At 40.7% G+C, this 21,195-nt stretch carries 17 protein-coding genes; 5 read left to right on the top strand and 12 right to left on the bottom strand.

The window, feature by feature from the left end; translation table 11 throughout:
• Positions 1-38: 38 nt before the first annotated feature.
• From nrdR to polA, 4 genes are all read right to left on the bottom strand, one after another.
• Positions 39-515 carry a transcriptional regulator NrdR gene (gene nrdR / locus BUB96_RS07030; RefSeq protein WP_073298171.1) on the bottom strand — a complete coding sequence of 159 codons (477 nt, stop codon included), beginning with the start codon at positions 513-515 and terminating at the stop codon, positions 39-41.
• 1,777 nt (positions 516-2,292) lie between these two features.
• Positions 2,293-2,910: a dephospho-CoA kinase gene (gene coaE, locus BUB96_RS07025; RefSeq protein WP_073298170.1), complete on the bottom strand. Its 618-nt coding sequence runs from the start codon at positions 2,908-2,910 to the stop codon at positions 2,293-2,295.
• Positions 2,911-2,914: 4 nt separating this feature from the next.
• On the bottom strand, positions 2,915-3,760 hold the full coding sequence (gene mutM, locus BUB96_RS07020) for a DNA-formamidopyrimidine glycosylase (RefSeq protein ID WP_073298169.1): 846 nt from the start codon (positions 3,758-3,760) through the stop codon (positions 2,915-2,917).
• A 27-nt stretch (positions 3,761-3,787) separates the two neighbouring features.
• Positions 3,788-6,463: a DNA polymerase I gene (gene polA, locus BUB96_RS07015; protein WP_073298168.1), complete on the bottom strand. Its 2,676-nt coding sequence runs from the start codon at positions 6,461-6,463 to the stop codon at positions 3,788-3,790.
• Between the two features lie 907 nt (positions 6,464-7,370).
• Here polA and BUB96_RS07010 point away from each other — a divergent pair.
• Entirely contained in the window at positions 7,371-8,330 is a 960-nt protein-coding gene (locus BUB96_RS07010) for a nuclease-related domain-containing protein (protein ID WP_073298167.1), read from the top strand.
• 1,035 nt (positions 8,331-9,365) lie between these two features.
• On the opposite strand, the gene murC is transcribed toward BUB96_RS07010, so the two are convergent.
• From murC to pepA, 4 genes are all read right to left on the bottom strand, one after another.
• Positions 9,366-10,697 (bottom strand): UDP-N-acetylmuramate--L-alanine ligase, encoded by a 1,332-nt coding sequence (murC, locus tag BUB96_RS07005; RefSeq protein WP_073298166.1) that lies wholly within the window; start codon positions 10,695-10,697, stop codon positions 9,366-9,368.
• 167 nt (positions 10,698-10,864) lie between these two features.
• A complete protein-coding gene (locus tag BUB96_RS07000) occupies positions 10,865-11,593 on the bottom strand; it encodes a hypothetical protein (protein WP_073298165.1) in 729 nt (242 codons plus the stop codon).
• 36 nt (positions 11,594-11,629) lie between these two features.
• A complete protein-coding gene (ytpR, locus tag BUB96_RS06995; RefSeq protein ID WP_073298164.1) occupies positions 11,630-12,244 on the bottom strand; it encodes a YtpR family tRNA-binding protein in 615 nt (204 codons plus the stop codon).
• 18 nt (positions 12,245-12,262) lie between these two features.
• A complete protein-coding gene (gene pepA, locus BUB96_RS06990; protein WP_073298163.1) occupies positions 12,263-13,336 on the bottom strand; it encodes a glutamyl aminopeptidase in 1,074 nt (357 codons plus the stop codon).
• Positions 13,337-14,848: 1,512 nt separating this feature from the next.
• On the opposite strand from pepA, the gene BUB96_RS06985 reads away from it, so the two are divergent.
• Positions 14,849-15,181, top strand: coding sequence for a PepSY domain-containing protein (locus BUB96_RS06985; RefSeq protein ID WP_073298162.1), 333 nt, complete (start codon positions 14,849-14,851; stop codon positions 15,179-15,181).
• Between the two features lie 99 nt (positions 15,182-15,280).
• Here the strand turns inward: BUB96_RS06985 and BUB96_RS06980 are convergent, their stop codons facing one another.
• The 4 genes from BUB96_RS06980 to BUB96_RS06965 all read right to left on the bottom strand — a co-directional run bounded on the left by BUB96_RS06980 (position 15,281) and on the right by BUB96_RS06965 (position 18,877).
• Positions 15,281-15,799 (bottom strand): methyltransferase family protein, encoded by a 519-nt coding sequence (locus tag BUB96_RS06980; protein ID WP_084136976.1) that lies wholly within the window; start codon positions 15,797-15,799, stop codon positions 15,281-15,283.
• Between the two features lie 207 nt (positions 15,800-16,006).
• A complete protein-coding gene (locus BUB96_RS06975) occupies positions 16,007-16,795 on the bottom strand; it encodes a phosphotransferase family protein (RefSeq protein ID WP_073298161.1) in 789 nt (262 codons plus the stop codon).
• 125 nt (positions 16,796-16,920) lie between these two features.
• Complete coding sequence (locus BUB96_RS06970; RefSeq protein WP_073298160.1) at positions 16,921-18,141, bottom strand: ABC transporter permease; 1,221 nt, start codon at positions 18,139-18,141, stop codon at positions 16,921-16,923.
• Entirely contained in the window at positions 18,131-18,877 is a 747-nt protein-coding gene (locus BUB96_RS06965) for an ABC transporter ATP-binding protein (RefSeq protein WP_073298159.1), read from the bottom strand. The genes BUB96_RS06970 and BUB96_RS06965 overlap by 11 nt, the downstream gene beginning before the upstream one ends.
• Before the next feature lie 296 nt (positions 18,878-19,173).
• Here BUB96_RS06965 and BUB96_RS06960 point away from each other — a divergent pair, with 296 nt between their 5' ends.
• The 3 genes from BUB96_RS06960 (at position 19,174) to BUB96_RS06950 (ending at position 20,798) form a co-directional block, all read left to right on the top strand.
• Complete coding sequence (locus BUB96_RS06960) at positions 19,174-19,824, top strand: HD domain-containing protein (protein WP_073298158.1); 651 nt, start codon at positions 19,174-19,176, stop codon at positions 19,822-19,824.
• 176 nt (positions 19,825-20,000) lie between these two features.
• The gene (locus BUB96_RS06955) at positions 20,001-20,432 is read left to right on the top strand and encodes an HIT family protein (protein WP_073298157.1); all 432 of its coding nucleotides are present in this window, start codon (positions 20,001-20,003) and stop codon (positions 20,430-20,432) included.
• On the top strand, positions 20,433-20,798 hold the full coding sequence (locus BUB96_RS06950; RefSeq protein WP_073298156.1) for a YtxH domain-containing protein: 366 nt from the start codon (positions 20,433-20,435) through the stop codon (positions 20,796-20,798).
• Positions 20,799-21,195 lie beyond the last annotated feature (397 nt).

Below are 21,195 nucleotides of genomic sequence, written 5' to 3'. Positions count from 1 at the left end.
ATGTTTACTTTTTTGGTCATTTTCCGAAGGAGGAGGGGTTAATCTTCTTCTTCGGGGTCGTCGTGTTTGTCGCCGATGTTTTGCATTTCTTGCATGAAGACGTTGATGTCTTGGAATTGGCGGTAGACGCTGGCGAAGCGGATGTACGCGACGTCGTCTATTTGGGCGAGTTCTTCCATGACGTATTCGCCGATTTGGGCGGATTGAATTTCACGAAGGCCTTCTTCGCGTAGTTTGGTTTCGATTCGGTTGACGATGTCTTCTTGTTCTTTGGCCGAGAATGGTCGTTTTTCGAATGCTCGGTGGATGCCTCGAAGAATTTTTGCGCGATTGAATTCTTCGCGATCGCCGTTTTTCTTGACGACGAGTAGTGGTGTTTCTTCGATTCGCTCGTAGGTGGTGAAGCGGTATTGGCAATTTTCACATTCGCGTCGGCGCCGGATGGTTGATCCGTCATCGGCGGGCCGGCTATCGACGACTCGGCTGCCGTTGTATGAGCAGCGTGGGCACTTCATATTGATCAGTCCTTTGTATATTCTTGTTCTACATTATAACATATGCGATGTAGACTTGTGAATGATATCTAAAGTTTCCTGTAACGAAGTGGATCTTTTTGGTGGAGATATTTCGCGGTGGCGAAATATTTCCTTTTGGTTATGAATGAAAAAATTTGCTGTAGGCAAATTTTGACCTTATAAGTTCTTTTAAGTTCTTGGTTGGTGCTTTTGAGTTTTTTTGAGTTGGATTATTTGGTCTAGTTTAAAGGGAGGGCGTCTGCGCGTAAATTTTGATTTTTGTTTGTGCTCGAGCCTTTATCGCGCAAATTTTTACTTTCTGTGTGCGGAGAACTCCTCTTACGCGCAAACTTTTACTTTTTGTGTGCGAAGGACCCTTCTATCGCGCAAACTTCTACTTTTTGTGGGCGGTGGACTCCTCTTACGCGCAAATTTTTACTTTCTGTGGGCGGTAGACCCCTTTATCGCGCAAATTTTTACTTTCTGTGTGCGGAGAACTCCTCTTACGCGTAAACTTTTACTTTTTGTGTGCGATAGACTCCTCTTACGCGCAAACTTCTACTTTTTGTGTGCGGTAGACCCCTCTTACGCGCAAACTTTCACTTTCTGTGTGCGGTAGACTCCTCTTACGCGCAAAATTTCGCTGTTTGTGGGCGGTGGAACCTCCTGCGCGTAAACTTTTACTTTTTGTGTGCGGTGGACCCCTCTTACGCGCAAATTTTTACTTTTTGTGTGCGGTGGACTCCTCTTACGCGCAAATTTTTACTTTCTGTGGGCGGTAGACCCCTCTTCCGCGTAAACTTTTACTTTTTGTGTGCGATGGAACCTTTATCGCGCAAACTTCTACTTTTTGTGTGCGAAGGACCCTTCTATCGCGCAAACTTCTACTTTTTGTGTGCGGTGGACTCCTCTTACGCGCAAATTTTTACTGTTTGTGTGCGATAGACCCTACTATCGCGTAAACTTCTGCTGTTTGTGTGCGGTAGACTCCTCTTACGCGTAAACTTTTGCTGTTTGTGCGCGGTAGACCCCACTTCCGCGCAAACTTCTACTTTTTGTGGGCGGGGGAACCTCTTCCGCGTAAATTTCTACTGTTTGTGTGTGGTGGAGCCTTTACCGCGCAAACTTTTACTTTTTGTGTGCGAAGGACCCTTCTATCGCGCAAACTTCTACTTTTTGTGGGCGGTGGACTCCTCTTACGCGCAAATTTTTACTTTCTGTGGGCGGTAGACCCCTTTACCGCGTAAATTTCGACTGTTTGTGTGCGGTGGACTCCTCTTACGCGCAAACTTTTACTTTTTGTGGGCGGTGGACCCCTCTTACGCGCAAATTTTTACTTTCTGTGGGCGGTAGACCCCTTTACCGCGTAAATTTCGACTGTTTGTGTGCGGTGGACTCCTCTTACGCGCAAACTTTTACTTTTTGTGGGCGGTGGACCCCTCTTACGCGTAAATTTTCACTTTCTGTGGGCGGTGGACTCCTCTTACGCGCAAATTTTTGCTGTTTATGTGTGGTAGCCCCCTCTTACGCGCAAATTTTTGCAGTTTGTGGGCGGTAGAACCTCCTGCGCGCAAACTTCTACTTTTTGTGCGTGGTGGGCTCCTCTTCCGCGTAAACTTTTACTTTTTGTGTGCGATGGAACCTTTATCGCGCAAACTTCTGCTTTTTGTGGCGAAGGACCCTTCTATCGCGCAAATTTTTACTTTTTGTGGGCGATAGACTCCTCTTCCACGCAAACTTCTACTTTTTGTATGCGATAAGCTCCTCTACAGCGCACTTATTCTGCAAATTCTATTTCAGGGACAACTGTTTTAAGCCATTTTCTTACTTGACTAAGTGTATTTTCGATGGTCCCGTTATTATCGATTAAGATGTCGGCTAATTCGGCTTTTTCTATTAAGGGCATTTGAGAAAGGATGCGATTTAATGCTTCTTCTTCAGTTAGCTCTTTGTTTCGATTGCGTAAGCGCGCTTTTTGGATATCTACGTCCACGTAGACGACCATAATTTCATCGACTTGGTTTTCGTACTCTTCTTCGTAAAGGAGTGGAATATCCAAAATAATTAATGGGGGATTTTTCTTCTGGCACTCGGATAGTTGTCGTTTAATTTCTGCGCGTATTCGTCCTTGCACAATGTCGTTTAGTTGATTTCTCTTTTCTGGTGAAGCAAAAATAACGTCCCCTAGTTTTTTTCGATCCAGTTCTCCATTTGCTAATAACATGTCAGCCCCAAATTGTTCACAAATTTCTGAAATAGCGGGCGAGCCAGCTTTCATTACTTCGCGAGCGATTAAATCCGCGTCAATGATTGGAAGATTTAAGGAGCCTAAGTAGGCACTGACTGTTGATTTTCCAGAGGCAATTCCTCCGGTAAGACCTAATATTTTTGTCATTGTTTTATCCTTTCAGCGGTTGGCAAACGGGGCAATAATGCGTACCGCGGCCAGCAACTTTTATTTTCTCAATCATTGTTCCACACGCTTCACACGCTTGGTTCTCTTTTCCATACATTTTTAAATGATTTTGAAAGGTTCCAATATCTCCAAAAGCGTTTTGGTACGTCCGAATCGTCGTTCCACCGTTCTTCACCGCTTCATCTAAAATGAAAATAATTGCTTCGTGAAGTCTTACTTGCTCACTTTCTGTTAATTGCTTTGCCGGAGTTAGCGGATGAATTTTTGCGCGATATAAAATCTCATCCGCATAAATATTACCAACTCCGACGACGACTTGTTGGTCTAACAAAACACCTTTAATGGCTTTGGTTCGTCGGCTCAAAAATGCTTGCATTTTTTCAAAAGAGAAGTCTTCTTTTGTTGGCTCTGGTCCTAACTTTGCCAGAGATTTATGCTGAAACTCCTTGCCACGAGGCACAAGACTCATTCGCCCAAACTTGCGCACATCTAAATAACGGAGTTCTTTCCCGCTTTTTAAATGGAAAACCACGTGCGTATGCTTGGAATTCGGGGTCATTTCCCGAAGGGGGGTGGGCTCAATGAGTTGATATTTTCCTTCCATCCGCAGATGGGAAATGAGGACGTCATCCGTCAGGTAAAACAGCAAAAATTTCCCGCGGCGTTTGACCTCTTCAATCGTTTGATTTTGGAGGGTGGATTTGAAGGTTTCGACGTCGGGGGACTCGATAATTCGTGGCCAAAGCACCGTCACTTCGGCCACCGTCTCCCCTTTTACCATTTGATTGAGTCCTCGTTTTACACTTTCAACTTCTGGTAATTCTGGCACTGCTTGTTCGCTCCTATTCTACAACTTTTACAGATCATACCAAGTGTCCCCTGCGTTGCTATCGACTTTTAGAGGAATCGCAAGGTCCAGCGCACTTTCCATGGTTTCTTCAACCAGTTTTTTCAAAGCTGGCATTTCGGCTTCGGGTGCTTCAAAAACCAACTCGTCATGCACTTGTAGCAACATTTTCGCTTCCAATTTTTCTTTTTCGAGGCGTTCGGCCACCTGAATCATCGCTACTTTAATAATATCGGCCGCACTTCCTTGAATTGGCGTGTTCATCGCTGTTCTTTCGGCAAATGACCGCAAATTAAAGTTTCGCGAATTGATGTCTGGCAAATAACGTCGGCGGTGGAAAATTGTCTCCACAAAACCTTGATCCTTTGCTTCGCGAATGATGTTGTCGATGTAGTCTTTAACTCCGGGGAAACGCTCAAAGTAAGTGTCGATATACTCTTTGGCTTCCGCACGGCTGATGTTTAGATTTTGTGAAAGGCCATAATCAGAAATTCCGTACACGATTCCGAAGTTTACAGCTTTCGCATCTCGTCGCATATTCGGAGTCACTTCGTCAGCACTTTCCAGTCCAAATACGCGGACGGCCGTTGTTGTGTGGACATCTTCGTTATTTTTAAAGGTTTCAATTAAATGCTTGTCTTCTGAAATATGAGCCAGAATCCGAAGTTCAATTTGCGAGTAGTCTGCACTAAATAGTTTCCAATCTTTTTCTCGTGGTACAAAGGCTTGTCGCACTTTTCGTCCTTCTTCGAGACGAATCGGAATATTTTGTAAGTTTGGATCTACTGAACTTAAGCGACCGGTACGCGCAACAGTTTGTTGATACCGTGTATGCACAAGGCTCGTTTCAGGGTCAATAACTTTTAAAAGGCCATCCACATAAGTCGATTGGATTTTGGCGATTTGACGATATTTTAAAATATGTTCCACAATAGGCGCTTCAGCTTGTAGCTTTTCTAAAACATCTTGCGCAGTTGAAAAGCCAGTTTTCGTTTTACGAATTGGTGTGTAGCCCATTTTCACAAATAAGATTTCGCTCAGCTGTTTTGGCGAATTGATATTAAATTCTTCACCGGCTAAACCATAAATAGTTTGTTCAATATTAGTTAAAATTTCAGCAAATTCGGTTTGTAGTTTTTCAATTTGTTGGGCATCCACTTTGATTCCATCAATTTCCATATCACCTAAAATATAAGCTAAAGGCATTTCGATTTCGTAAAGAAGCTCTTCTTGTTCATTTTCGACGAGTTCTTTGGAGATTTTTTCTCGAATCGAAAATAAGCCATCCACTTTTGAGGCGACATGTTTGAACATTTTTTCGTTGTCTGTGGGTACTCCTCGTTTCGCGCCTTTTCCATAAACGGCTTCATCTGGAAGAACGCCTGGATACCCATTTTTTTCAGTAATATCAGCGACGTCTCCACTACTGCTGTCTTCAGATCGGAGAAGGTAAGATGCCAAAACCGCATCAAAGTCGACACCCTTTAAGCTCAAGCCGCGTCTTTGAAGGGCGACATAATAGGCTTTCAAATCATAGGTTATTTTGTGCTTGTTCGAATCTTCAATATATGTTTTGAATGCTTCGGAGGCTAGAGCTTGCGTGATAGTGGTGAGATAAACTTTCTCGTCATCTCCCCAAGCTACCGTTTCAATTTCTGCTTTATGGTAATTTTCGTCCAGCATTTCTAAATAAAGCACCGTTTGCTCGGCAAACATTTCCGCCGTGATTTCATCAACCACTTCATATTGAATCTCTTTTTCTTCTGGCTGTTCGCCCAAACTTTCCATGTACGCTTCCGTATCTAATTTTTCTAAATGCGAATTAAAGTCCATTTCTTTGTAGAACGCAATTAATTTTTCAATATCTTTTCCAGGATAATCTAGCTCATCTGCACTAATTTCAATTGGAGATTCCGTATTGATTTGTGCGAGCTTTTTACTTAGAAAAGCTGTGTCTTTTTCATTGATTAGATTTTCTTTCCGTTTGGATTTGTTCATTTCATCAATGTGCTCATACAAGTTTTCCATCGTGTCGTATTGTTCGAGCAATTTAATCGCCGTTTTGTCGCCGACGCCTGTTACTCCCGGAATATTATCGGAAGGGTCTCCAGAAAGCCCTAGATAATCGACGATTTGATCGGGACGCACCCCCATTAGGTCTTTGACTGTCTCCATTGTATACTCTTCAACATTTGAGACACCTTTTACGGTAATATCCACTCGAATGTCTTCGGTAACTAATTGGGTTAAGTCTTTATCTCCACTCAAAACGACTACTTCATAATCCTGCTTTTCCGCTTCATTTGCGAGGGTGCCGATAATATCATCCGCTTCAAAATTGGGAAGTTCGTAGGATTTGAGACCGAACGCGCTGAGTAGTTCTTTTAGGTACGGCATTTGTTCTGAGAGTTCGCCGGGCATGGAATCGCGGCCGCCTTTATAGTCGTCGAAAAATTCGTGACGGAAAGTTGTGGATCCTGCATCAAAAGCAACGAGTGCGTGGGTCGGTTGTTCTTTTTCTAGAATGTTTTCAAGCATATTGTGAAAGCCGTAGAGTGCGTTTGTATGTAGGCCGTTTGCGTTTTTCATTCTTTCGAGTTGGCTGTGCAAGGCATAAAACGCTCGAAAAGCAACGCTGTGGCCGTCGATGAGTAATAATTTCTTTTTCGTAGTCTTCGTAGTCACGGTAAAAACTCCTTTGTTTGTTGCGTGATAGTTGTCTTTGCTATTTTACCAAAAAATAGCGGATTTCTAAAGGAAAGGAAGCAAGTGTTTAGCGTCTGGACGAGATGATTTAGCCGTTGCGGCTTGTTGGTGGTGCTTTAATGTTAGTGGAAATGATTTTGTGTGCGATGAAACCCGTTTGCGCGCAAATTTTCGTCATTTGTGTGCGATAGACCTCGACTGCGCGCAATTTTTCCTCGTTTGTGTGTGATGGAGCCGACAGCGCGTAAATTTTTGTTATTTGTGTGTGATGGAACCCAGAGCGCGCAAATTTTCGTCATTTGTGCGTGATAGAACCAACAACGCACAATTTTTCGTCGTTTGTGCGTGATAGAACCAACAACGCGCAATTTTTCGTCGTTTGTGCGTGATAGACCCCACTAGCACGCAATTTTTCCTCGTTTGTGTGTGATGGAGCCGACAGCGCGTAAATTTTTGTTATTTGTGTGTGATGGAACCCAGAGCGCGCAAATTTTTGTTATTTCTGTGCGATGGAACCCAAAGCGCGCAAATTTTTGTTATTTGTGTGCGATGGAACCCAAAGCGCGCAATTTTTCCTCGTTTGTGTGCGGGATAGAACCAACAGCGCGCAATTTTTCGTCATTTGTGTGCGATGGACCTGACAGCGCGCAATTTTTGCCGTTTGTGCGTGATGGAGCCGACAGCGCGCAAATTTTCTCGTTTGTGTGCGGGATAGAACCAACAGCGCGTAATTTTTCCTCTTTTGTGTGCGGTAGAACCCACCAGCACGCTTAGAAAAATCATTTTCCAAAAAAATTTCACCTTTTTTAAATTCATTACGAGAAAATCGCGTTTTTTTGCAAATTATATATATAGGAGTTAAAAAAAATTAAAAAGGAGAATCTAAATGAAAATTTATCAAACGGAGTTTCAACAAAAAATGGCCAAGTTTCCTAACCGACTAGAATTTAACTCGGTAGCTTTTCGAAGAGGATTAATCACAAATAAAGATGAGGTCGATGCTTTTCGGCGTTCGGTTGCCGGATTTGAAGGCGAAGAAACAGTTCTTGACTATTTCAAAAAATATGGAAAAAAACACTGGATCGTTATTCCAAATTTATGGATGAATTATTTTGGAAGCTTTGAATGTGACTTGGTCCTTTTTACGAAAAATAAATGCTACCCCATCGAAATCAAAAATTATTTCGGCGATTTCACATTTAAAGAAGGCATCAGCACCCTCAATCAACATCATTTAAGCGTAAACCCTATTTTCCAAATCCGAAGAGCCTGCTCAAACTTGCAAGAAATTTTCCACAAAGAAAGCTTAAAAATCCCAGTCGAAGGCTCACTTATTTTTGTAGGGGTTGATAATTATGTCAACATGCAATCAGAAGTTTCCGACCTCAACATCGTCACACGCAATCACCTCTTACATTTCATCAAAAAAATCAGCGACGAGGAAGACGCTAATGCGGGCCGCCCCCTTGATTGGCACAAAATCTTCCCCCTCTTTTCAAAATACGAAAAAGAGAATTCTTTTAACCCAGAACCTTACGACAAGAAGCTTCTTCTGCAACAAGCTAAGAAAGGAATTTCATGTAAAAAGTGTCACGATTATCAAATGAACGGTCACCGTCATATAGTCCCCTGCCCCTGTGGCTATCAAGAAACAAGTAAAGAAGCTATTCTTCGTACAATCAATGAATATGGAGTTTTAACGTTTAAAAAAGATTTTACTTTAAACGAAATCTTAATCTTTATGGACAATCAATTTTCTAAAACTCACATAAGAAAAATATTAACTCAAACTTTTAAAAAAATAGGAAACGGCAGATCTACACAATATCGTTTTGAAAATATTTGATTATTTCCTAATTTTATTTAATCCTATCAATTCTCATATTTTCAAAACACGACAAAGAACGAATAAGTAAGTCCTTAAGATCTTTTCAAAAAGACGTTTCTGCTTATTACAGAAACAATCGAGCCTCTCTCAATCAGTTTTAGTTTATCCATGAAGAATACTTTCTTAGTTTGTATGTCAGACCTTAGACGAGGAAAATTTCCGAAGAAATTTTCAACCCCCTTATTCTTTCTCTAGTTTTAAAGAATAAGACAGGAAAATAAAGGTAGTGTATTGTTTAAAAGGGCTAAAAAATTAAAGCGCGTTTTTAAATACAATCTGTGCGGGATGAAACCACATTGCGCGCTATTTTCCGCGATTTGTGCGGGATGGAAACATCTGAGCGCTATTTCTCGGAGTTTGTGCGGGATAAAAACATCTACGCGTACTTTCTCGCAATTTGTGCGGGATACAATCATCTGCGCGCTATTTCTCGTAGTTTGTGCGGGATACAAGCATCTGCGCGTACTTTTTCGCGATTTGTGCGGGATAAAATCTTCTGCGCGCAATTTCTCGGAGTTTGTGCGGGATACAATCATCTGCGCGCTATTTTTCGCGATTTGTGCGAGATACAATCATTTGCGCGCACTTTCTCGCAGTTTGTGCGAGATAGAATCATCTGCGCGTATTTTTTCGCGATTTGTGCGGGGTAAAATCTTCTGCGCGCTATTTCTCGGAGTTTGTGCGGGATAAAATTATCTGCACGCAATTTCTCGCGGTTTGTGCGGGATAAAATCATCTGCGCGTACTTTCTCGGAGTTTGTGCGGGATACAATCATCTGAGCGCTATTTCTCGGAGTTTGTGCGGGGTAAAATCTTCTACGCGCTATTTTTCGCAATTTGTGCGGGATAAAATCTTCTGCGCGTACTTTCTCGCGATTTGTGCGGGATACAATCATCTACGCGTACTTTCTCGCGGTTTGTGCGGGATACTGCTTAGGTTCATCAAAAAAGATGTTCAAGCTCCCCGCTTGAACATCTTTTAACTTATTTGTATTAAAGGGTGGTTTTTTCTAAGGAAGAAAGTAATTCTTGGAAACCTTGTTCGAATTTTTGAATGTCGCCAGCTCCCATAAATACGACCACATCTCCTTTATGGTCCAGCAATGGCGAGACGTCTTCGTCGGAAAGGATGGCTTGTGCTTTATCAATTTTATTGAACAAATCTTTAATGTTGACTTTGCCTTCCTTTTCGCGAGCTGAAGTGAAAATCTCACTTAAGTAGACGCTGTCTGCTTCATTTAAAGATTCAGCAAATTCGCTTAACAAAGCCACGGTTCGGGTAAAGGTATGGGGTTGGAAAACCGCTACAATTTCGCGATCGGGATATTTTTGACGAGCGGCATCAATCGTGGCGCTAATTTCTGCGGGATGGTGCGCGTAGTCGTCAATAATCACAGTATCGCTAATAATTTTTTCTGAGAAGCGGCGTTTGACGCCTTCAAAATCGGCTAAGTTTTTAGCGACTTCTTCTTTATCTAAGTCTTCGTGATAAGCGAGCGCAATCACACTTAACGAGTTCTCAATGTTATGATCGCCATATGAAGGAATTGAAAATTCATGGTAAAATTCTCCATCAATATAGACATCAAATATAGATCCTTTAGTGTTTTTTACAATATTTCTGGCTTGGACATTATTGTTATCACCAAAGCCATAATATGTAACGGGTACTTTTGATTTCATTTTACGAAGTAAGGGGTCGTCCCCACAGGCAATGACGCGTTTTTTCGTTTGAAGAGAGAACGTGTCAAAGGCTTCGGCCACGTCATCGATACTTTTATAGTAGTCGGGGTGGTCGAAATCAATGTTGGTAATGATGGCATAATCGGCTTTGTACGCTAAAAAGTGGCGGCGATATTCGCAAGCTTCGAGGACGAAATAATCGGCCTCTTCTATTCCATGTCCGGTTCCATCACCAATCAGATAACTTGTTGATTCGATATTGCTGATGACGTGCGAAAGTAAGCCGGTAGTGGTTGTTTTTCCATGAGAACCTGTAACGGCAACGCTGGTATAGTGTTTCATTTTCTCACCGATGAAATCATGGTATCGAATAACTTCCAAGCCTAGCTCTTTTGCCCGGACGATTTCTTCGTGTGTATCCGGAAATGCGTTCCCAGCAATAATGACTTGCCCTTTTTTGATATTTTTTTCATCAAATATATAAATGGGAATATTTTTTTCTTCTAAAGGTTGTTGGGTAAAAAAGTATTTACTAACATCAGATCCTTGTACTTTATAGCCTTCTTCATGCAAAATCAACGCCAAAGCACTCATTCCAGACCCTTTGATGCCTACAAAATGATAAGTCGTTTCGCGATTCATTCTAATCCTCCAATGTGGTTCTTTATCGATTACTAATAGTATAGCAAATTTTCTCCAATTACTAGTAAAATCTGCCTCTCGTTGTTGATTCTTTCCCGTATCAAACCAACGTTCACCAAAAATTTCCTCACTAAAAAGCTGAACACTTCCTCAATTTTTTGAAGCATTCAGTCTTTATCCGAAAATAAACTTCCCAAATTATTTTTTCCACTTTCCAGAGCCTCTTGATCTTCGGCAATGATTTTACTTAGCGAACGATGAAGACCGGTGTTCGGTTTCAATAGATTGTGGTTCAACTCTTCTTGTACACGCTCAGCTTTTTCTTGGGTGCGCGAATTTACTTTTGCCGTCTTGGCTGTTTTAGTTTTTCTTCGCTGTTGGAAATTCTTTTTATTCTTTAACGTTTGCTTTTTTTGAGGAGCTAGTTCTTCTAACGATTGCTTCTGTTCTTCTTCCTCAAGTTCTTGCTTAATTGCTGGTGCTAAGTGGTCTTCAAATAAAAGATACGTTTCCTTTTCTTTCGCCAGACGTTTTCTCACTTCTTGCCAGCGCGTTTGCTGCGCTGGGTTGGTTGCCCAACCTTCTAAATGCTGCAAACTCTTAGGAATCTGTTTGCTACGAAAGCGATTCGTCTGTTCTTTTGCTTTTTTAGTCATTTGCCGAGGCGGAACGGAGGATTTGAAAGGAGTTGAAGGAGTTTGCATATACTCTGCGGCTTCTTCTTGTAGATCCGTTCGCGTTTGGACACGTTTGGGCATTGTCTCTTTATAGTCATTTTTAAAGTAAGAGTCCTGATCCACCCAACTTTCTTTTTTAGGGTCTTCCTTTTTTTCTTTTAACGGTTTAATTTTTGGATGATTTTTCTTAAAATAACTCGGCCCATCATATTTACTCATGCTTACTCCTCCTTTCCATTGATTTGGTGATTCTTTTTAGATTTCGAAGGCTTCGCCAACGACCGCATCCTCGTCTAAAACAAGGATCCCTTTTTGTTTTTCAGCCGATACGTCTACGCCTAATTCCCGCGCAGAGCTAATCATACCGTGACTTGCCACACCTCTTAGTTCACCTGGCCAAATGACTAAACCGTCTGGCATCGTTGCGCCTGGTTTAGCAACTACCACTTTTTGTCCTTGGGCAATATTGGCCGCTCCACAAACAATCTGTAAAACTTCCCCATTATCTACTTCAGTTTGTGTCACAGATAAATGGTCTGAATCTTCATGAGGCACACATTCTTGCACATAGCCTACCACAAATTTCGGGCTAGAATCCGCGACTAAGTTTCCTTCAAACCCCGCCTCTTCTAAAGCCTGGTTCAAATTCTCTACATCCGCTTCAGACAAAGTCACCGGACCACTCTCCTCCAATGAAAGTATTTTCGAAGCTTCAAAAAAATTGTAGCCCACTACTTCCCCAGAATCTTTATCCGAAATACGAGTAATATCGTCTTTACGTTCAAAAGTTTGGTTTTCTGCTTGAGATGGTTTTAATTGAATAACTAATAAATCATTAAATGCTTGGTTATTATAACTTGCTACTAACATTTATTTCCCTCTTTTTTCTTATTTTTTTGGTGAGATGGTTTCTAATGTGCTTCGGTCTAAGCTCAAGATGATTTGCTTGACCATTTCTAGAGCTGCTTCATAGTCATCAATGTGGAAAATTGTTTGATGGGTGTGAATATAACGCGCCACCATTCCAATAACCCCACTTGGGATTCCTTCTTTTAGTTGATGGGCAGCGCCGGCATCCGTGCCCCCTTTGGATACATAATATTGATAAGGAATATTGTGTGTTTCAGCGGTATCTAACATAAATTCACGCATCTCTTTTGAAAGAATAAATCCTGGGTCTTGAATACGAATTAGTGTCCCTTTGCCTAATTTTCCAAAAGCATCCGCTTTTCCATACACATCATCTGCTGGTGAACAATCGACCGCAAAGAATGCGTCGGGATTGAATTTACGAGCAGCCCCTTTTGTTCCACGCAAGCCAACTTCTTCTTGGACATTGGCTCCTGCGACTAAGTTATTTGGTAATGCTTCATCTTTTAAATCGTGTAAAGCTTCTAAAACGGCGGTGACTCCGTAACGGTTATCCCAAGCTTTTCCAAGGATTCTTTTTCCATTGGCCATTTTAATGGTTTCTACTTCTGGAACGATGGTATCTCCAGGACGAACTCCATATTCTTCTGCTTCTTCTTTTGATTCAAAGCCTCCGTCAAATAAAATATCTTCGACTTTCGGCATACTATTTTCTTTTCCGCGTAGTAAATGAGGCGGTACGGAAGAAGAGACGACTGGATAATTTCCTTTACGTGTTTGTAGGGTAAATCTTTGTGCAGAAACGACTAAAGGATTCCAGCCACCTAAAGGGACTACTCGGAAAAAGCCTTCGTCTGTAATGGATGCTAACATGAAACCGACTTCGTCCATGTGTGCGGCTACCATAACGGTCGGTGCATCTTTTTCCTCTGAGTGACGCAAGCCAAAAATGCCGCCTAAACCGTCTTGCTGAATTTCATCTACATACGGGGTCATTTCGGAACGGATCACTTCGCGGATGTTGTGTTCGAATCCGCTGGTGCTTTGGACTTCGGTTAATTTTTTTATACGTTCAAATCGTTGTTCATTCATATTTTTCTAGTAAACTAGATTGCCTCCTTGAATTACGTTCTATTATTCTCTTATTATACACAAAAATTTCGCTTGATTGAACTATCAGTTATTTGTTCGTTGGAAAATTTGTTTTATTGATGAGATTTTTGATCGATTTTAGATTTATTAGAAATTTGGCGTGTGATTCTTGGTAAATAGTCGAAAAACTATTCTTGCGCGCAAATTTCTATGATTTGTGTGCGGGAAGCTCGACTGCGCGCATATTTTTGAGATGTGTGTGCGAGAAAATCGTCTGCGCGCATATTTTTACGATTTGTATGCGGGAAACTCAATTGCGCGCATATTTTTACGATTTGTGGGCAAGAAAATCGACTGCGCGCATTTTTTTGCGATTTGTGGGCGAGAAGCTCGACTGCGCGCATTTTTTTGCGATTTGTGGGCGGAAAGCTCGACTGCGCGCATTTTTTTGCGATTTGTGTGGGATAAGCTCGTCTGCGCGCAATTATTTGCGATTTGTGTGCGGAAAGCTCGACTGCGCGCATAGTTTTACTATTTGTGTGCGGGAAAATCGACTGCGCGCATTTTTTCGTGATTTGTGTGCGAGAAACTCGACTGCGCGCAATTATTTGCGATTTGTGGGCGAGAAGCTCGTCTGCGCGCATTTTTTTGCGATTTGTGGGGGGGAGGCTCATTTGCGCGCATTTTTTCGTGATTTGTGAGCGGAAAGCTCGACTGCACGCATTTTTTCGTAATTTGTGGGCGGGAAGCTCATTTGCGCGCATATTTTTACGATTTGTGGGCGGAAAGCTCGACTGCGCGCATTTTTTTGCGATTTGTGGGCGGGAGGCTCATTTGCGCGCATTTTTTCGTGATTTGCGTGCGAGAAGCTCGACTGCGCGCATATTTTTACGATTTGTGTGCAGGAAACTCAACTGCGCGCAATTATTTGCGATTTGTGTGCGGTAGGCTCGACTGCGCGCATATTTTTACAATTTGTGGGCGGAAAGCTCGTCTGCGCGCATTTTTTTGAGATTTGTGTGGGATAAGCTCGTCTGCGCGTATTATTTTGTGATTTGTGTGCGGTAGACTCGACTGCACGCATTTTTTTGTGATTTGTGTGCGGGAAATTCGATTACGCGCATTTTTTCGTGATTTGTGTGCGATAGGCTCAACTGCGCGCATATTTTTACGATTTGTGGGCGAGAAACCCGACTGCGCGCATTTTTTTGCGATTTGTGGACGGAAAGCTCGACTGCGCGCAATTATTCGCTTTTTTGCGCGAGGGATCTCGTTGGTACGCTTTTCAATGTACGTTCGAAGTTGTTAAAAAAGTAATTGATTAAAAAAGGCAAAATAGACTTAAAAAAGTAAAATGAAGTCATTATGATAAAAGGAGGGGGTAGGGAAAACTTTCGCTAGAGATTTCCTCCAAATATATGACAGACGTTTAAAAATTGTGCTAAAATAGAGTTACGCAAAAATTGAAGAAAACGTTTCAAAATACTTTCGAGTAAGGGAGGACGAAAACAGATGGTTGGAAGAGGTAGAAAATACTTTGCTCCATTAGCGATTATTGCCGTAGTGGCTTCCTTTTTAATGGGTGCAGTCACTTTCTTTTTTGTAGAGAAAAAAATACCTGTAAGTGCAGATCGAATTTTAGAAATGGTTAAAAAAGAATTTAAAAAAGAAGGCCCGATTGAAGGGTCATGGATTGAAATGACGAAGGTACCTTGGGAGAAATATAATTACCAAACAAAGGTTTATTATGGTGGAATCTCCCGTTTTGAAGAGGGAAAGATTACGCAGTATGAGTTTATTGCCGATGCCTATACGGGTAGTGTGATGGATATTTATAAAGTTTAGTTTACACCGTTAAATTAAAGCTTGGTGTTTTTTAGGGAATTTCCCTAAAAATACTAAGCTTTTTTATTTATATGATATTTAAATAGATAGTGAAGACAGTTAAAAATACCGTCGCACTTCTTGCATGTAATCTTGATAGGAGGTACCGAACGTTTTCAGACACTCCGTTTCTTCTGCTAAAATAATTTGATGGGTACAGATTTGAAAAATTAGTAAAACAATCAAGTAGAGATACGAGGACATTAGAAAGCCTAAGCCTAAATAAAAGAAAAAGTAACCGACGTACATTGGGTGACGAGAAAACCGATATATCCCTGTTTGACTAAACGTGTCTGCTTTTGTCTGAGCAAAAGCAGATATCGATAATCCGATAATGACCAGACCGATTATATAGAAAAACACCCCTAAATAGTCTAGCCAAATAAGTAATCGCAAAGAATTAAAAAATGGCAAGAGAAGTAAAATCGCTTGGCAAAACTGATAAATGATAAAATAGATTTTTTTCTTTTCTTTTAGCGGCGCATATTTTTGTGCACGTTGATACCCTTTCAAATCCATCCATCGAAAAAGTAGGATTCGAATAAACATAAAGGGAATAAGAGTAATTGCGGCATTCACAGAAATTCTCCTTTCTTAACGGATTCACGATTGGTTATCTATTAAAAGTATTGCATACATTTTCCTCAAAATGTAAAAAGACAAATCGATTACTCACGATTTGTCTTTTTCTCTATTTATTTTAAATTAATAGGCGGATATCGATTGCGACAGTGGCCTTTTCATAACTAGTCCTTCTTCCGTCATTTGCCGAAGGTGAAAAGAATTTCAGGGCTGAGTTTCTAACCAACTGTTCAATTTCAGGATGAGTTCGTTCATTTTACTGTAGCGAGCTTTTCGATAAGCGTATTTGATGTCTAAGAGTAAATTAATAATTGCGTACCACAAAATTCGATTTTTTTCGTTTTCTGTGTAGTTTAAATTGTTTTTTGTTGCCCACTTTTCCCAGTCGTTTCTATCAATATAGCGTGCAAATAGTTGGCCAATATCAAAGAGATAGTCCGTTAACACGGCTGTGTCCCAGTCCACAATGTAGAGTTCTCCATCGTCAGAAAGTAACATATTATCATTAGAAATATCTGCGTGACAAACTCGAATGTCTTCTTGTGTATAGCCAAGAGGTAACGAGCCTAATAAAAATTTGTAGGCTTCTTGTAAAACGGGATGATTTTCTAAGTCGATAGATAAGTTCATTTCGTATTCCATCAATAAATCTACAGCAGAAACTTCTTCTCCTCCGACCCGTTTCAATAATCGTTTCAACGTGTCTGATTGATGTATTTTAATTAAAATATCTGCAATATTACTCGACGTCATTTCCGATTCTTCTAGTGTTCGTCCATTGCACCATTCTTGGGCTGTTAGTACATCGCCATTCCCTGTCCTCTTCGTCCACATAAGCCTCGGGGTGATGCCTTCAAGCGATAAAGCGGCTAAAAACGGTGAGGAGTTCTTTTTCAAAAAAACCTTCTCTTCATCGCGGATGCCCATATACGCTTGCCCGGTTTCACCACCGATAGGATGTAAATTCCACCCCGATTCTCTTTCGATTTCCATATTATCCGATCCTTCTTTTAAAGATTTTATTCTATTTATTGTATTTAATTTATTCGAATTTCTTTGGGGTACTCCCTATTTTAAAAGTCTTCGCCAAAATCGTCAAGAGACCGAACGTTCTTTTTTTAATCCATTCGTTCAATTCGTCGCGGCACATAAAATTGGCTGAACAAAAATCCAAACAGCATTCCTACAGGCAGTAGCGTCAAACCAACGATCCCCTGCGCATTCAAGGCAAATAAAGCCAAAACAATACTTACCAGTGCCAACACTTGAAAAATAATATGCTTCACAGATTTAACTTTCATCGTTTTCGTCACCGGGTAAATTTGAAATTGCGGACTTTGGTTCATTTCGTTGATCAAAGGAATCAGTTGGAAACCAATCACATATAAAAACAAAATCCCCAAAATCAGCCCCGTCGCGAATGACTCGGTTACTGCAAGCAGGATGGCACCAACAATCGTCACACGAAGAATTAACAAGCTATATTCTGAATTTCGAGTGATTATGCGCAAAATGTAATAGTAAGGCGCGGTTGGATAGCGCTCTGATAACCAGTTAAGTGGTTTATCCAATACTTTTAAGCGTCGTATTTTTGTTTTTAATTGCGGAACGTCTACAAACATTTGAATCAATTGGTAAATTTTTTGCATACGACGCTCTTCGGCTTCAATCATGGTTTCCCATTTAAAAAATTGTTTAAAGTACATTTTCCCAGTCAAGAACTGAATAGCACCGATTACAGCTACTAGGGTAATCAGTATGGCAGTTATTGGAAGATTAATAAATAACAAGCTCGTTAATGTGAGTAGCTTTATGCCGACCATAGCTAGTTTTAATTTGCGCTCATTTTCCTTTTGACTGTAAAAGAAAGGATACATTTTGGTAAGTAAATTTAACCATTTTAAACTGACTAAAGTCAGAAAAATAAAGAGGCTTTCCATCGTATTTGTGTCTAGCGTGGTCACAAAAATTGGAAACGTCACAAAAGTTAATAAGGCCATTGAAATCATTTGCGAAGCAAAACTTCTAAAGGTCAGTTGTTTGAATACCTTTTGAAATTCACGCTCTTTTGGCAATAAAAAAACACGGTCGGCCGGTTCTAACAGCAAAGTGATACTGCCGGTAGAAGTCAGCATGAAAAATAAAAGCAAAACAACGAGTCGCGGTTCAACCATCTCCAGCGTTACAGTTTCTAGAAACTGTGAATATGTATACCCGCCTACGCCAATCAGTAAGAAAAAGACGAGAACGAAATGGTCATTCACAATATGTCGTGCGTATTTTAGTAAGTTTTTAAGGTAGAGGGTATATCTTTTTTGGAATAAGCGATTAAGCGTCATGGCCAAAGCCTTCTTCCTGCGCAACGTAGCGGTAAATTTCTTCTAAGTCTGCGCCTTTTAAGTTGAAGGTTTCAGCGAGTTCTTCGGTGGTTCCTTTCGCGAAAACTAAGCCATCATGCAAAATCACAAAGGAGTCACAGATTTTCTCCGCATTCGTAAGCACATGGGTACTCATTAAAACTGAATGTCCTTTGGCTCTCTCTTCAAGTAATAAATTTTCTAAATCCATCATAGCAACTGGATCAAGCCCGATAAACGGTTCATCAATGACCAATAAAGTCGGGTTAATGACGAAGGCACAAGTAATCATGACTTTTTGTTTCATCCCTTTGGAAAAGTCTTCTGGAAACCAATCCATTCGTTGGTCGAGACGAAAGAGTTTTAGAAGCGGTTGAGCACGTTCTAAAACTTCCGCAAAGGGAAGATCATAAGCCATTGCTGTAATTTCTAAATGCTCTTTAAGGGTTAGATTCCGATAAACCATAGGCGTTTCAGGTACAAAAGCAATTTTTTTGCGGTAATCTACGGGCGCTTCTGCTAAAGTCAATCCATCCACTTTAATTTCGCCAGAAAAAGGCTCCATTAAGCCCATGATGTGTTTGATTGTCGTACTTTTCCCTGCACCATTTAGGCCAATCAAGCCTACAATTTCTCCATCCTTTACTTCAAAGGATACCTCTTTTATAACTGCTTTACGAGTATAACCCCCCGTTAATTGCGAAACATTTAAACTCATGTATTGACCTCCCTATATGTGCGTTAATTCTACCACACTACACGCTTAGTTCGTAGAAAAAGACAATATTATTCTATAAATGCCTTCAAAGTTTCTTATTGTCATTATTTGTATTCTATTTTTTAAATTTCACAAGAAGTCTATGATACGATAAAATGGAGGGTTTCTCAAGCATGTTTTGTGAATAAACGAAAGGAATGGATTTGTTTGTATTCTATTCTTTGGGAAACTTTGAGGGGTATGCTATACTAATCAGAATATTTTGAAGTCTTTATTTTTTGTAGGAGGTTGAATCGATGAATTTAGAAAAAATTAAAGCCTTTGCTCAAGCGATTATTGGAGACGATACGACCGGTCATGACTGGCGTCATGCTTTGCGTGTAGAAGCGAATGCGAAAAAAATTAGTCCTAAAAAATTATCTGCTGATGCGATTGAAGTTATACGTGCTGCTTGTTGGCTACATGATACGATTGATGAGAAGATTGATCCGAATAAACGTGCCTCTTTGATTGAGGTTGAAACTGTTTTGCGTGAAAATGGCTCCTCTGATGAACAAACAGAAGAGGTTCTTTATATTATTCAAAACTTATCGTATTCAAAAAACATTGATAAAAAGCAAAGCTTAAGTTTTTTGGGTCAAATTGTTCAAGATGCGGATCGCTTAGATGCGCTCGGCGCGATTGGAACGGCGCGTGCTTTTTATTATGGTGGTAGTAAGAAACATTTAATTTATGATGACACTCGTCCCCGTCAAGCAGAAGATATTACAGAAGAAAACTATCGGGAACAAAATAATGTGGTCAATCATTTTTATGAAAAGTTGTTGCGCTTAAAAGATTCTATGAATACGGAAAAAGGGCGTCAGTTGGCGGAACATCGTACTGAATTTATGAAGCAGTTTTTGGAAGAATTATTTGGTGAAATTCAAACGGTGGATGAGGACTGATGGGACGATTGAAATGAGCTTTCTTGGTCTTTCCTCTTCTGGATGAACGGTTCATACATGGCGGAGGTTCTTAGGGTCGTGTTTACGAAGTGGAAGGTTTTCAGGGCTTGTATTTTTAAAAGCTGAGGCTTCGTGCTAAAATAATGGTAAGAATTTAGTTGGAGAGGCTGGATAATATGGCTGATTGTATTTTTTGTATGATTCGTGATGGGGAGATTCCGAGTCGTAAGGTTTATGAGGATGAGCATGTGTTTGCGATTTTAGATAATTCTCAGGTGACGCCTGGGCATACGTTATTGATTCCGAAGAAGCATGTGCGAAATATTTTTGATTATGATGAGGAGTTGGCGCGTGAGGTGTTTGCGGCGGTTCCTAAGGTGGCTCGGGCGTTGCGAGATTTTGATCCGGAAGTTCGAGGTTTGAATATTTTGTTGAATAATGAGGAAGTGGCGTCGCAGACGGTTTTCCATAGCCATATTCATTTGTTGCCGCGCTATTCTGAGAATGATGATTTTGGTTTGGAGTGGGCGTATAATGAGGATAAGTATTCGGATACGCAGTTGGATCAGCTTCAAAAGTCGATTATGAATGAATTGGGGGACGATTAAATGTTTACTTTTTTATTGGGTACGCTGGGTGGTGTGGCTTTAGGTGGCTCGTATGTGTTATTGAACACGCCTCGTAGTGGTGCCGATAATCAACGTTTGGTGAAGGATTTGTATTATACGACGAAGTATAATGTGGAAGAGGTTCAGGATAAAGCGACGAATTTTCAGGATGCGATGGCGACTTTAAATAATGAGTTGAGTTATGTGCAGCTTGATTTTGTTCCGGAGGTCATGAATAGTGTGAATAGTTTGACGGAAGAAGCGGATGTGTATATGCGTCGTATTAATGATAGTGTGAATGAGATGAAGGCGGATGTTGAGGCAATGAACATGCGCATTGAAGCTCGAAAGAATATGGATGAGTAATTTGTGTGTGGTGCTTTCCTTCTGAAGATAGGTAAATTGGCGATGAAATTAAATGCTTTTTTCATAGAATCCCTCTAAGATAGAAACTTTTAATAGTTAAGCTATCTTATGGGGATTTTTTGGTTTTCTAAGATTGGATTATGTTCTTTAAACTTGGTAGATTGCTCTAATGGGTTTAGTTTGGTGAGTTGTGTGTGGTGGAAGGTGTTTGCGCGCACTTATTCGCTGTTTGTACGTGTTGAAAGGTGCTTGCGCGTACTTTTTTGTTATTTTTGCGTGGTGAACGAAGTTGCGCGCGCTTTTCCGTTATTTGTGCGTGATGGATGGAATAGCGCGTACTTATTCGCTATTTGTCTGTGGTAAAAGTGTTTGCGCGCACTTTTTCGTTATTTTTGCG

The sequence above is a fragment of the Atopostipes suicloacalis DSM 15692 genome (assembly GCF_900129085.1).
GTDB classification, from domain to species: domain Bacteria; phylum Bacillota; class Bacilli; order Lactobacillales; family Carnobacteriaceae_A; genus Atopostipes; species Atopostipes suicloacalis.
This window is presented reverse-complemented; position numbering and strand designations above follow the sequence as displayed.